At 68.0% G+C, this 13,335-nt stretch carries 10 protein-coding genes and 2 pseudogenes; 7 read left to right on the top strand and 5 right to left on the bottom strand.

Annotated features, from left to right (window positions below; all coding sequences use genetic code 11):
• Together AC1DR1_RS17480 and lipB are read right to left on the bottom strand one after the other, a co-directional pair.
• Window positions 1-247, bottom strand: a pseudogene (locus tag AC1DR1_RS17480) (lipoyl synthase); the annotation flags it as partial.
• A complete protein-coding gene (lipB, locus tag AC1DR1_RS17475) occupies window positions 244-912 on the bottom strand; it encodes a lipoyl(octanoyl) transferase LipB (RefSeq protein WP_229995722.1) in 669 nt (222 codons plus the stop codon). The pseudogene AC1DR1_RS17480 and the gene lipB, both read right to left, overlap by 4 nt.
• Before the next feature lie 107 nt (window positions 913-1,019).
• Here lipB and AC1DR1_RS17470 point away from each other — a divergent pair, with 107 nt between their 5' ends.
• The 5 genes from AC1DR1_RS17470 to AC1DR1_RS17450 all read left to right on the top strand — a co-directional run bounded on the left by AC1DR1_RS17470 (window position 1,020) and on the right by AC1DR1_RS17450 (window position 7,158).
• The gene (locus tag AC1DR1_RS17470; RefSeq protein ID WP_476992979.1) at window positions 1,020-2,723 is read left to right on the top strand and encodes a serine/threonine-protein kinase; all 1,704 of its coding nucleotides are present in this window, start codon (window positions 1,020-1,022) and stop codon (window positions 2,721-2,723) included.
• Window positions 2,671-3,729 (top strand): APC family permease, encoded by a 1,059-nt coding sequence (locus AC1DR1_RS17465; protein WP_476967667.1) that lies wholly within the window; start codon window positions 2,671-2,673, stop codon window positions 3,727-3,729. The genes AC1DR1_RS17470 and AC1DR1_RS17465 overlap by 53 nt, the downstream gene beginning before the upstream one ends.
• 193 nt (window positions 3,730-3,922) lie before the next feature.
• The gene (gadC, locus tag AC1DR1_RS17460) at window positions 3,923-5,365 is read left to right on the top strand and encodes a glutamate/gamma-aminobutyrate antiporter GadC (RefSeq protein WP_229995719.1); all 1,443 of its coding nucleotides are present in this window, start codon (window positions 3,923-3,925) and stop codon (window positions 5,363-5,365) included.
• Window positions 5,362-5,808 carry a hypothetical protein gene (locus AC1DR1_RS17455; RefSeq protein WP_229995718.1) on the top strand — a complete coding sequence of 149 codons (447 nt, stop codon included), beginning with the start codon at window positions 5,362-5,364 and terminating at the stop codon, window positions 5,806-5,808. Before gadC ends, AC1DR1_RS17455 begins: the two co-directional genes overlap by 4 nt.
• A gap of 3 nt (window positions 5,809-5,811) precedes the next feature.
• Window positions 5,812-7,158: a dipeptidase gene (locus AC1DR1_RS17450; protein WP_290369408.1), complete on the top strand. Its 1,347-nt coding sequence runs from the start codon at window positions 5,812-5,814 to the stop codon at window positions 7,156-7,158.
• Here AC1DR1_RS17450 and AC1DR1_RS17445 read toward each other — a convergent pair.
• Complete coding sequence (locus tag AC1DR1_RS17445; protein WP_229995716.1) at window positions 7,155-8,048, bottom strand: TIGR01777 family oxidoreductase; 894 nt, start codon at window positions 8,046-8,048, stop codon at window positions 7,155-7,157. The genes AC1DR1_RS17450 and AC1DR1_RS17445 overlap by 4 nt on opposite strands.
• A 73-nt stretch (window positions 8,049-8,121) precedes the next feature.
• Between AC1DR1_RS17445 and AC1DR1_RS17440 the strand changes: the two genes are divergently transcribed.
• Window positions 8,122-11,718 (top strand): S41 family peptidase, encoded by a 3,597-nt coding sequence (locus AC1DR1_RS17440; RefSeq protein ID WP_476967668.1) that lies wholly within the window; start codon window positions 8,122-8,124, stop codon window positions 11,716-11,718.
• Window positions 11,719-11,868: 150 nt separating this feature from the next.
• On the opposite strand, the gene AC1DR1_RS17435 is transcribed toward AC1DR1_RS17440, so the two are convergent.
• On the bottom strand, window positions 11,869-12,297 hold the full coding sequence (locus AC1DR1_RS17435) for an OsmC family protein (RefSeq protein ID WP_229995714.1): 429 nt from the start codon (window positions 12,295-12,297) through the stop codon (window positions 11,869-11,871).
• Window positions 12,298-12,446: 149 nt separating this feature from the next.
• Here AC1DR1_RS17435 and AC1DR1_RS17430 point away from each other — a divergent pair.
• Window positions 12,447-12,758: pseudogene (locus tag AC1DR1_RS17430) on the top strand (VOC family protein); the annotation flags it as partial.
• Window positions 12,759-12,859: 101 nt separating this feature from the next.
• Here AC1DR1_RS17430 and AC1DR1_RS17425 read toward each other — a convergent pair.
• Complete coding sequence (locus AC1DR1_RS17425) at window positions 12,860-13,210, bottom strand: hypothetical protein (RefSeq protein WP_229995712.1); 351 nt, start codon at window positions 13,208-13,210, stop codon at window positions 12,860-12,862.
• Window positions 13,211-13,335 lie beyond the last annotated feature (125 nt).

The raw sequence follows: 13,335 nt of genomic DNA, 5'->3' as shown, positions 1-13,335 counted from the left end.
GGGTGCATTCGGAGCCGCCGATCAGGAAGGTCGCTTCCTTGTCTTCCCAGCATTCGAAGATGTTCGGGCAGCCGGCCTCTTCACACACGGTGTGCAGGCCTTCCTTCTTGACGAGGTTCTTGAGCTGGACGAACTCCGGGCCCATCTGGACCTTGGCCTTGATCCATTCCGGCTTCCGTTCCACCGGTGTGGCCGCGTTTCGCTGCTCAATGCGCAGCATCTTCCGGCCTTCTGGTGCCAGTGTCACAGTAGAGCTCCTTCTGGGGTTGCAACTAGGGCTTGTTCATTCTCGCGCAGTTCTTCGATGATCCGCGACACGAGGTCTGCCGGGGTGACGTCCCTGCCAAGTTCCTGGGCGATCGTGGTGACCCCGGCGTCGCTGATGCCGCAGGCAATGATCTGGCCGTAGGGGGCGAGATCGTTGTTGCAGTTGATCGCGAAGCCGTGCATGGTGACGCCCTCGTTGACGCGGATGCCGATGGCCGCGATCTTGCGGTCCGGGCCCTTCTCGTCCTGCGCGATCCAGACGCCGGCGCGGCCCTTGATGCGTACGGCGTCGATGCCGTAGTCCGCCAGGACGGCAATGATCACGGCCTCGAGGCGCTCCACGTAGTCGCGGATGCCCGCCTTGTTCTTGAGCTTGATGATGGGGTAGCCCACGAGCTGTCCGGGGCCGTGCCACGTGAGCTTGCCGCCGCGGTCAACCGCGACCACGGGAGTCCCGTCAAAGGGCCGTTCGTGGTCTTCGGTGCGCTTGCCGGCGGTGTAGACCGCGGAGTGTTCGAGCAGCAGTACGGTGCTGGGCGCGGTGCCCGCGAGGACTTTTTCATGCAATTCGCGCTGGATGTCCCAGCCGCGCGTGTAATCGATGAAGTCCGGGGCGAGACCCAGCTGTTTGAACTCAAGAGTCATGGCATCAAGCTTAGACCCCGCCGCACCCAGCGCCCGTTTGTGTGCTTAAGCTCTCATGCCTGTGGATAACTTCTGCACGATTCCGCGCAATCGGCTATTCCTTGGGTATGGAAGATCTCCCTGCCGCGGACTGCGCCGCCCCCGAGGTTCCCGGTTACGACGTCGGACGCCTGCTGGGGCGCGGGGGCACAGCGGCCGTGTGGCTGGTCACCGAACGGTCAACGGGCCGGGAGTTCGCCCTCAAGTGCTTCGACTCCGGGGCAGAGRCAGCGGAGGATGCCGGCGGAACCGCGGACCGGGAAGCCGAAGAGGCCATGCGCCGGGAAGTTCGGATCCTTTCGGCGCTGGACCACGACCACCTGCTCCGGGCCCACACCGTGCTGCGTCTTCACGGGCCGCGGTCCGGGCCGGACGAAAAGGAAGCCCTGGGCCTGGTGCTGGACTATGCGCCCGGGGGATCAGTCGCTGACCTGATCGCGGGCCGTGGACGGCTTGGTGCGGGGGAGACCGTGACGGTCCTGACACCCATTGCCCAGGCCCTTCAATACCTGCATTCGCAGGGCTTCACCCACGGCGACGTCTCGCCGGGCAACGTGTTGTTCACGGCGCACGGGAAACCGTTGCTGGCCGATGTGGGCGTGGCCCGGATGGTGGCCGACGCCGCGGCAGCCCGCGCCGCCGGGACCGAGGGCTTTTCCGATCCGGCGCCGGTGGACGCCTTCAGGGCGGGCCTCCAGCCGGAGCGCGACGTCTATTCTTTGGCGGCCCTGGGCTGGTATTGCCTCACGGGCCTGGCGCCGGTCCCCGGCCCGGGGCGTCCGCCGCTGCCGCTCCTGGTGCCCGACGTACCGCCGGCGCTGGCCGCCGCGCTGGAGGCTGCACTCGACGAGGACCGGCGGAAAAGGCCTTCGGCCGCCGAATTGGCCGCCGCAGTCTATCGCAGCACGGCGGCAGAGCCGGTGGACCTGTCCGTGTCCGTGCACCCGACGGTCATTCCACAGTTGCTCACCCGCCGGGCTGTGCAGCCCGGCTCGCGGAGGCGCAGCCCCGGGACTCTTCGGCACCGGCCGTCGGCCGCCGGACTTCACCGCGGATTCCGCGGTGGATTCCACCGCGGAGTCCGAAAGAGCCCCGCACGACGGGCCCTTTGGACCATCTTCACAGCCATGGCCCTGCTGGCTGGCTGTTGGCTGCTCGCGGGCGGCGGGCCGGCACCCGAGGCCGTCGCCGGGCTGTTTCCGGGGTTGGGTGCGGACCACAGTGCGGACCTCGGTACACCGGTGCCATCAGGACCTGCCGTTGCTGAGGGGACGTCAACGGAGCCTTCGGGCGGCCCGGCAGAGAAACCAACGCCTGCCAAGGCCGACGGCGGGGCCAACCCAATTCGCCCCGATCTTGAGGCCCTGCTGGCTTCAGCCGACCCGGCGGAGGCCGTCCGCGGTCTCGCCAGGCTGCGCTCGCTCGCGTTCAGCTCCGGGGACTTCAGCCTGCTCGACGCCGTCAACGCCCCGGAGTCTGCCGCCGCCGCTGCCGATGCGCAGATCAGAACGCAGCTCAGCGGATCCGGCCATGTGCTGGCCGGATTCTCGACGTCATTGACGCGGATCGAAACCACCGCGGACAGCAGCCCCGCCAGGGCCGTGGTGGCCATCACCACGGCGTCCTCTGGGTACCAGGAGCTCGATGGGAACGGCGCCTTAGTGGCTGAGGTTCCCGCCGCTTCCGGGCAGCAGCTTCATCTCGTTCTGGTGCCCGTCGATGGGCGCTGGCGGATCCAGGACGTTCTACCCCCGGGGCCTGAAGCAGGCTAGGGTTCCGCCGTCGGGGGCCCGGTGGTACCTCATGGTGGCGTCGTCCTTCGGTGGGTATGCCAGCGCAGTCCTGACCGGCCGTGACCCAACCTGGGCCAAGGTGTTCGCCGTCGCCCTGATCGTGGTCATGACCTTCCTGAACGCTGTCGGCTCCACGGCGGTGGCCAAAGTCCAGTCCCTGATCGTGAAGGTGGTGCTGGCCATCCTGTCCGTGTTCGCGATTGTGACGATCGCGAACTGGAACCCCGCGCTCCTCGACCCGGCCAGCTACCCCGGGGTTCGCGAAATCATCGCGAGCGTCGCGTTGACGTTCTTCGCCTTCCTCGGGTTCGGCGTCATCACCTTCACCGCGAAGGATCTGCCTGATCCGTCCCGTCAACTGCCCCGTGCCATGTACCTTGCGCTGGCGATCGCCACGACGGTGTACGTCGCGGTGTCCCTGGGCGTCTTCGGGACCCTGACCGCCGACCAGGTCGTCGCCTACGGCGCCACAGCGCTGGCCGAGGCTGCCAAGCCCACGCTGGGCCAGTTCGGATACGTGCTGATGGTGGTCACCGCCCTGCTCTCCACCGCCGGGGCGGTGAACGCCACCCTCTACCCCTCTGTCGGGATGACCCGGCACCTCGCCTCGGTGGGCCAGTTTCCGCCGGTGTTCGGCCGCTCCCTGGGCCGCAGGGAAGTGCCGGTCGGACTGCTGGTCATGGCCTGCCTCGCGGCGGTGATGGTGCTGCTGTTCAACCTGAACAGCATTGCCTCCCTCGGAAGTGCCGTGGCTTTGCTGATTTTCTCCGCGGTCACCCTGGCCCACTTCAAGGTGTACCGGGAGACCGGCGCCCTGCTTTTCATGCTCATCATCGCCCTGATCGCGACCCTGGGGACGTTCCTGGTGTTCTGCACCACCACGCTCGTCAATGAACCCGCCACCGCCGCAGCGCTGGTGGTCATCCTTGCCCTGGCCCTGATCACCGACCTGCTGTGGAAGCGCACCCGGAGCCGCGCAAATTAGCACCCCGGYGACCTGCCGTAAAGAGGAGATGGGGACTATTCCCGGCGAATTCCTAGGTCCATGCTGTAGGCACCGAGCACTTTGTGTGATAAGGGGGCAGTGGCATGTTCAAACCGTCAACTACTCGCCCCAGGCGGTTTAGCTCCGCCTGGCCCGTGGCACAGACCACGGGGCATATGAGGGTGTGGCCTACGTGAGTGAACAGGCATTGACCCGGCCGAAGGCGCCTCCGGCCGTGTGGATCTCCTGGGTGGCCCTGGCGCTAATGACCACCAGCTCGGTGGCAAGCCTCCGTGCGGCACCGACCATGGCCGTCTACGGCCTTGCTTCAGTCTTCCTCTACGTGGTTCCCGCGATCGTCTTCCTGCTGCCCACCTCCCTCGTGTCCGCCGAGTTGGCGTCCGGATGGAAGGGCGGCATCTACAACTGGGTATCGTCCGGAATCTCCAAGCCAATGGGCTTCCTGGCGGTGTGGTGCCAGTTCGCAATGACGATTTTCTACTATCCAACCCTGCTGGGATTCGTCGCGAGCACGCTCGCCTACGTCTTCAACCCGGCGCTGGCCAGCAGCGGCGTGTGGACGGCCTTGGTGATCGTGGTGTTCTACTGGGCCGGCGTGTATGTCTCATCCCGCGGCACGAAGGGTGTGGCAGGCCTGGCCAGCGGTGGCCTGATCATCGGCACACTGATCCCTGGCGCCCTGCTCGTCATCCTGGGTGTCGTCTTCCTCGGCCAGGGCAATCCGTCCGCCGCTCCGATGACAGCGGCGAACTTCTTCCCCGAGTGGGCCGGGCTCGCCAGTCTGGTGCTGATCGTGAACAACTTCCTGTCCTACAGCGGCATGGAGATGAACGCGGTGCACGTGTCCTCCCTGAAGGACCCGCCCAAGGAGTATCCGAAGTCGATGTTCCTGGCCATGGGACTCGTCCTGCTCATCTTCATCCTGCCGGCGCTGGCGATCAGCTGGATCGTGCCTGCCGAGGAGCTCTCCCTCACAGCCGGTGTCATGCAGGCCTTCGACGCGGTGCTGGCGTCCTTCAACATGCAAGGCCTCACGCCGATCCTCGGCATCATGCTGGTCGCTGCCTCCCTCGGCGGCATGCTGACGTGGCTGGCCGGTCCGTCCAAAGGCCTGCTGTTGATCTCACGGGAGGAAGGCTACCTCCCGCCGTTCCTGCAAAAGCTGAACAAGAACGGCATCCAGCAGAACCTCCTGGTCACTCAGGGGCTCGTCACCACCGTGATCGCGCTCGGCTACGCGCTCATCCCGGATGTCTCCAGTGCCTACTGGATTTTCTCGGTGATCACCACGCAGGTCTACCTGATCATGTACCTGCTGATGTTCGTGGCCGCGGTCCGGCTCCGCCGCAACGACCCCGACCACCCGCGCGGCTACCGGGCGCCGATGTTGATCGGGCTGTGCGGCGTCGGATTCGCCGCTTCCCTGGCCGCGCTGCTTGTCGGGTTCGTCCCACCGTCGCAGTTCGGCAACGGCGATCCAGTGGTCTATTTCCTGATCGTCGGCGGCGGTGCATTAGGGCTCGGGCTGCTCGTTCCGTTCCTTTTCTACAGGTTCCGCAAGCCCTCGTGGAAGCTGCCGGACCAAGAAGCGCCGACGGAGGTGCCGAAGTCATGAGCACGCAGACGGAGTCCTCCACCAAGCGCAGCCGCTCGGTCGTTTACATCGTTGCCATGATCCTGCTCGTGGTGTTCGCCGTCGTCGCACTGCTGTCGTTCCGGTCGGCGAGGGAGACGCAACAATCCCTGGCGAAGGCCGACCAGCTGATAGCGACGATCGAAGGGGCCGGCGGGACGGCGCCCTCGCGCGAACAGATAGCCCGGGTGCTTGGCGACGACGGCGGCGCGGTCTGCGCGAACCCGAACGACGCCCTGAGCCGGGCCACCTACCTGAGCCAGTTGACGAACGGGGCAACGGGACCTGGAAACAGGCCGGTGATCGCGAACGCCCGCATCCTCATCGGCGAGGTCGCGATTATCAAGACCTACTGCCCGGACCAGTTGGCCGAGTTCCAGCAGTTCATCGACGACCTCAAGACGTACCACACGGGTGGTGCGTGAGCCGTGGACCTGCGCGCCCGCATCACCGATCTGATGCGCCCGGCACGGGAGGAGCTCGCCGAGTTCGTGGCCATCCGGTCGGTGGCAGATGCGCGGCAGTTCCCCGCCGAGGAGTGTGCCAAGGCTGCCCAGTGGGTGCTCGGCAAATTCGCCGGGCTCGGATTTTCCGATGCCCATCTCGAGCGCACGCCGGACGGCTCCGACGCGGTGGTCGGCTCGAGACCGGGACCTGATCCGGATGCGCCGACCGTGCTCCTCTACGCCCACTACGACGTGCAGCCACCCCTCGATGATTCGGCCTGGCGCACACCGCCCTTCGAACTCACTGAAGTGGACGGCCGCTGGTACGGCCGGGGCGCCGCCGACTGCAAGGGCAACATCCTTGCCCATCTGCTCGCGCTCAGGGCGCTCGGCGACGACGTGCCGGTGAACCTGATGCTGGTGGTCGAGGGGTCCGAGGAACAGGGTACGGGTGGGCTCGAGGCGTTCGTCGCGAGCCACCCGGACCTGTTCCGTGCCGACACCATCCTGGTCTGCGACACCGGCAACGCCGCCGTGGGACATCCCGCGGCGACGGTGACCCTGCGCGGAATGGTCAATGTGGTGGTGACAGTGGAGGCGATGGCGTCCGAACTCCACTCCGGCATGTTCGGCGGGGCCGCCCCCGACGCGCTCGCCGCTCTGATCGCCATGCTGGCGTCACTGCGCGACCAGCAAGGCAACACCACGATCACGGGATTGGACAACGCCCAGACCTGGACCGGCGCGCCCTATCCGCCCGAGCAGTTCCGCGTCGACGCCGGCGTGCTCGAGGGAGTCTCATTGTTGGGAGACGGCAGTGTGTCCGACATGCTCTGGGCGCGGCCAGCCATTACTGTGCTCGGCATCGACTGCCCGGCGGTAACCGGCTCGACGGCGGCGATCGTGCCGCGGGCGGCCGCGCGCCTGAACCTGCGGGTCCCGCCAGGCATGGCCGCCGCCGACGCCCGCACTGCGTTGGCCGACCATCTCAAGGCGGCCGCACCCTGGGGTGTCCACGTCACCGTTGACCTTGAGGCCATCGGGTCCCCCTTCCAGGCAGCGGTCGGCGGCGCGGCATTTGAGGCCATGGGTGCCGCGATGTCCGAGGCCTACGGACGGCCGATGGCAACCCTGGGGCAAGGGGGATCGATTCCCCTTTGTAACGTGTTCGCCGACACCTACCCGGACGCGGAGATCATCCTGCTGGGCGTCGAAGAACCGCTCGCACTCATCCATGCACCGAACGAGAGCGTCGATCCAAACGAGATCAGGGCCTTGGCGGAGTCCCTGGCGCTGTTCCTCCAGCGCTACGCCACGCTACGCGGTTAGCCGCGTCCTGCCACCCACGCCGCGGCGTCGCGAAGTGACGGGTGCTGCCAGGCGAAGCTGTTGTCCGCCAGGACGGCCGGCTCCAGCCGCTGGCTCGCGAGCAGCAGTTCTTCGGCGAGCTGGCCCATCACCAGCCGCAGCACCGGGGCGGGTACGCGCAGCACCGCGGGCCGGTGCAGCGCTCCAGCCAGCTGCGCGATCAGGGAGTTCACGTCTGCGGTTTCGGGGGCGGAGACGTTGACCGGCCCGGCCACGGGCGCCGAGAGAAGGAAGGAAAAGGCACCGGTCACATCCGGCAAGGTGATCCATGGCCAGTACTGCCGGCCGTTGCCGAGCGGGCCGCCGACGCCCAGGCGCAGCAGCGGCAACAAACGGCCAAGCGCGCCCCCGGAGCGGCTCAGGACGACGCCGGTGCGGGGCGTGACCACGCGGACCCCGGAAGGCGCCTCATGCGCCGCGGCCTCCCAGTCGACGCAGATCCGGGCGAGCGTGCCGTCCCCGGCGGGCGCGTTCTCACGAAGCACCACCGCGCCGGCGTTGCCGTAGTAACCGGAGGCCGACTGGCTCAGGAACACCGCAGGCGGCGTCTCCTGCCGGGTCATCGCCGACGTCAGGGTCCGGGTCGCCCCCAGCCGGGAGCTGCGGAGTTCGTTGACACGTGCCCGGGTCCAGGGCCGGTCGCCGATTCCGGCGCCGGAGAGGTTGACCACCGCGTCCGCGCCCTTCAGCGCGGTGTCGTCGATCCGGCCGGCCGCCGGGTCCCACTGGAACTCGGCCGCTGACACGGGGGCACGCCTGACCAGGGCCACGACGTCGTGCCCTTCGCTGCGCAGTGCGCTCGAAAGGGCGGTTCCGATCAGCCCGGAGGCCCCGGCAATAAGGATTCGCATGATCCATCTCACCATGCCCGGCACGGCCGCGAAACTCCCGGGCCGCAAGGGCCGTTGTCGCTATGATCAAACGATGACCCCCTCGAGTTACTTTCGTTTCCCGCATGTCCACGGCGATCTGGTCACCTTTGTGGCCGAGGACGACGTGTGGATTGCACCCGTGGGCGGGGGCCGTGCCTGGCGCGTATCCTCCCTGCAGTTGCCGGCCCGCAACCCCCGTTTCACCCCCGACGGCAAGCGCCTGGTCTGGACCGTCGTCCAGGGGACGGCCCCGGAAGTCGTCACGGCAAACGTCGACGGCGGCGGCTACCGCCAGCTGAGCTACTTCGGCCACAGCTCCACCCGGGTCAAGGGCTTCACGCCCGACGGCGACGTCCTGGTCACCAGCGCGTTCCGCCAGTCAGACAGCCGTCACACCCACGCCTACAGCCTCCCCGTCACCGGCGGCTGGGCGAAGGAACTCCCGTTTGGCCCGGTTGAATCGGTGGCCTTCGGCCCCGTCGTCGGGGACGAACGCCCCGTGGTGCTCGCGAGCGTCTTGTCGCGTGAGCCCGCCTGGTGGAAGCGGTACCGCGGCGGCGCCGCCGGCAAGCTGTGGATCGACGCCGACGGAAACGGCGAATTCTTCCGGCTCGCCCCCGCGCTGGACGGAAACCTCACTGACCCCCTGTGGGTCAAGGGACGGATCGCGTTCCTGTCCGACCACGAAGGCTACGGAAACCTCTATTCCGTACTGCCGAACGGCAGCGACCTGCGGCGCCACACGGACCACGAGGACTTCTACGTCCGCCACGCCGCCACCGACGGGGAACGCGTCGTCTTCGAATCGGCCGGCGAGCTCTGGCTGCTGCCCAGCCTCGACGCGGAGGCCGTCAAACTCGACATTTCGCTCGGGTCCGCCTCGCAAGCGCGCCGCCCCGCCGCGCTGAAGCCCTCACGACACCTCGGTGACGTCGTCCCGGACCGCACCGGCGCGTCCAGCGCCGTTGAATCCCACGGAACCGTCCACTGGCTGCGGCACAAGGACGGCCCCTCCCGCGTCCTCGAAGCCACCCCGGGTGTCCGTGCACGGCTGCCCCGGCCGTTCGGCGAGGGCCGGATCGCCTATGTCGCCGACCACGACGGCGTCGAGGCCCTGTACCTAAAAGCCATTGCGGCGCCCCTGGCGGGCGCGTCTGTGGCGGCCACCAAGGCACCGCAGCCCGCCGTCCAGGCCAGCCTGCACTCCACAGCGGCGTCCGAAGACGCCGGCATGCCGCTGCCGAAGCCGGTGTCCGCAGCAGCATTGACCGGCTCCGGATTGACTGCCGCCGCGGTGGGCAGTTCCGTGTCCAGTCCGGTGACGGCAGTCCGGGCCGTGGCCGCTACTGACGCATCCGGCTCCGGCCCCCAGACTGGCCCGGCCAATGCGGGCACCGCCGTGCAGGCGCCTGCGTCCAGCGACGTCACCCGGATCGATTTCCCCAAGCCCAGCCGGGCCAGCGCCATCGAAGCCAGCCCCGACGGCCGCTGGCTCGCCGTCGGCACGTCCTTCGGTGACATCTACCTTGCGGACACAATCGCGGGCACGATATCCCAGCTGAGCAGCATCGGCGAGGGCAGCATCGAAGGATTCACCTGGTCCGCGGACTCCGCGTGGCTCGGCTGGTCCGAGCCGGTTACGTCCTTCGGGTCCCGCAGCCGGCTCCGGATCACCAGGATCGACGGCGGCGCGGGCGCGGCAATCATTGATGTCACCGACGGCCGGTTCCGCGACGAATCACCGTCGTTCACCCCGGATGGCAAATACCTCGCCTTCCTTTCCAACCGCAGTTTCGATCCGGTCTACGACGGCCACTCCTTCGATTTGTCCTTCCCTAGCCCGATCAAGCCTTACCTCGTCGCCCTCGCCGCAGATACCCCATCGCCGTTCGGCCCAAGCGTCGACCTCCAAGACGCCGACGCCAGCGCCGGCGCCGGCGCCGCAGGCGCAGTCTCAGGCGCGGCAGGAGCCGACGGTGCTGCACCCGGGGGGCAGTCCGCCGCCAAGCCCGTGCCTTCCGTGCGGGTCGACGCCGACGGCCTGGCCCACCGCGTCATCGCCGTCCCGGTGCCGCAAGGCAACTACTCCTCACTCGCCGCCGCTGCCGGGGCCCTGCTCTGGCTTGACAGCGAACTCGCCGGCACCACCGGCGAAGGCCGGGCCAGCCTCGAGGACAAGGGCGCCGCGCCAAGCCTGGTCCGCTACGACCTGGCCAAGCGCCGCACGTCCACGATCGTTGAGGCAGTGGACAGCTACCGGCTCTCCGGCGACGGGGAAAAGATCGTGTTCATCCAGGACAAGCAGATCCGGGTTGCGCCCGCCGGCGCCAAGGCCGACGAGGACTCCGGCCAGCTCATCAAGGTGGACCTTGGCCGCATCCGGGTGCAGTTGGACCCGCTCAGTGTGTGGGGCCAGGCCTTTGACGAGGCATGGCGGCTCCAGCGCGACTTCTTCTGGACCGAGGACATGGCCGGCCAGGACTGGGAGTCCATTCACGCCCGCTATCGTCCGGTGGTGGAACGCCTCGGCTCCCATGATGACCTTGTGGACCTGCTGTGGGAGCTTCACGGCGAGCTGGGCACCTCCCACGCCTACGTCCGCCCGGTGGCCGTCACCGAGAACGGCAGCAGCCCGCAGGGGCGCCTCGGCGCGGATCTGGAGTTCACCGGTGAGGGCTGGGAAATCACCCGCATCCTCGCGGGAGAGTCCTCCGACCCGCTGGCCACCTCGCCGCTGACCCGGCCCGGCGCCGACGCCAAGCCCGGCGACGTCCTGTTGGCGATCGACGGCGTCGAACTTACCCAAACGCGGACCCCCGCAGTGCAGCTCGTCGGTGCGGCCGGCCGCCCCGTGGAACTCACCCTGCGCAACGGCGCCGGCCACGGCGCGGCCGCAGGAACCCAGCGCCGCGTCGCGGTGGTCCCGGTCAAGGACGAGGAGCGCCTGCGCTATCAGGAATGGGTCGCCGGCAACCGGCGGACCGTCCGGGAAGCCTCGAACGCGACGTTCGGCTACCTGCACATCCCGGACATGATGGCCAACGGCTGGGCCCAGCTGCACCGCGACCTCGACACCGAAACGGCCCTGGACGGACTCATTGTCGATGTCCGGCGCAACCGCGGTGGCCACACATCCCAGCTCGTGGCCGAGCTCATCGGGCGCAAGGTCACCGGCTGGAGCATGCCGCGCGGGGAAAAGCCGCGGACATACCCGCACCACGCTCCCCGCGGACCGGTCGTCATCCTCACGGACGAGTTCGCCGGCTCCGACGGCGACATCATCACGCAGGTCTCCAAGCTGCGGGGGATCGGTCCCGTCATCGGCACCCGCACCTGGGGCGGCGTCGTCGGGATCGACAACCGCTTCGCGCTGGCCGACGGCACCGGCGTCACCCAGCCGCGCTACGCCACCTGGTTCGCCGGTGGCGTTGGCTGGGGCGTAGAGAACTTCGGCGTCACCCCGGACATCGAGGTGACCTTCCCGCCGCACGCCTACGCCGCCGGCACCGACCCGCAGCTGGAGTACGGAATCGGGGCGCTGAAGGAAATGATCCAGGAACTGCCCACGGACCGTCCGCCGCTGCGCGAGGGCTACCGCAGGGTCCGGCCGGCACCGCTGCCTGCGCGGCAGCAGGCCGGCCAGGCCTAGGCGGCCCGCCCGACGGCGAGGAACCCCGTGCTGAAGGCCCCCGCCTTCCTGGAGATTCCAGGAGGACGGGGGCCTTTGCTGTACGGCGGGCCATTGCTTAGTGCGGGCCTTTTACTGCGGGCCTCAAATTGCGCCCGGAGCTAGCCGGAACTAGGAGGCCAGCGTGGCGTCCAGGGTGATCTCGATGCCGGTCAGGGCGGCGGAGACGGGGCAGCCGGTCTTGGCTTCCTCGGCCAGCCGCTGGAAGTCGTCAGCTGAAATGCCGGGGACCCGCGCGGAGACGGTGAGGTGGCTGCCGGTGATTCCGGTGCCGGGCTGGAACGTCACGTCAGCCTTCGTGTTGATCTCCTCGGCCGTGTGGCCGGCCTGGGCCAGGGCGTTGCTGAACGCCATCGAGAAGCAGGCGGAGTGTGCTGCCGCGATGAGCTCCTCGGGGCTGGTCTTGCCTTCGGCGGCCTCGGCGCGCGCCTTCCAGGTGACGTCGAAGTTGCCCAGCCCGGAGCTGTCCAGGGTGGTGTTGCCGGCGCCTGTCATCAGGTCGCCATTCCATACAGTGTGTGCGGTGCGTGTTGTTGCCATGTCCACTCCTCGACGTCGTTGTGAATCAGGGACCGGCGAGATGCCGGAGCCTGCCGTGATCAATCCTAGGGATTCCGAGCGGCCGCCGCACGGGGGTTCCGCTGTCAGAGGATTGTGACCCCGGACGGTGTCGTCCGTACAGTGGCGTCATGGAAATTACGGAAGATGCGCAGGCGCCAGCCCCGCCGTCGGCACGCATCGCCACGATCATGGTCAACGCCGTCGACGCCGAGCGTCTGGCCCAGTTCTGGGCCGCGCTGCTGGGCACGGCGGTCTCGTCCCGCTTCGAACAGTTCGTCTGGCTCCAGCCGGCCGGCCCCGGGGCCCCGCAGTTGGCCTTCCAGCAGGTCGAGGAGCCCACGGAAGGGAGGCGACGCCTGCACCTGGACATCCACGGGACCGACCCTGCGGCGTTGCGCGCTCACGCAGAGTCCCTCGGTGCCGGGTTCGTGGAGGGCAATGACATTGGCGACTTCCACTGGGATGTCATGCAGGATCCCGAGGGCAACGAATTCTGCATCGCCGGGTCGGGGTGCGGCGCCGCCGCTGTTCGTCAGAACAACTACTGCCAGAGGGTCGCGATCGCAACGTTGAGCAGTGCCAGGCCGCCAACACTGTTCGCGAGGCCCTTGCTGATCGGCTCGCCCTTCTTGTACTTGCGGCGGCCGATGAAGGCCAGGACGCCGACGATCAGGGCGATGACGAGCTTGATGCCGAGCTTGACGTAGTTGGCGTTCATGTCCAGGGCCGGGATCAGTCCCATCATGATGATGCCCGTGATCAGCTGCAGCATCGCGCCGTCGAACTGGCGGGGGTGGACGGTGGGCTTCTTCATCTGGCCGATCCAGATGCCGACGATCATGGCGGCGCCGATGATGTGCAGGAAGACCATGACGTTATAGACGATGTTCATGGCATCAGTGTAGCCAGAGTCTTCTACGCACCGTAGTAGGACCCGCCGGGCGTCCCGGGACGGAACAGCAAACGGCGACGGCGGCACGGGCACTCGGGTGGTTTCCCACCGGCGCCCGCACCGCC

Source organism: Arthrobacter sp. P4_F10 (assembly GCF_056401435.1).
The sequence above is the reverse complement of the archived record's forward strand: the minus strand, read 5'-3'. Positions and strand labels throughout refer to the sequence as shown.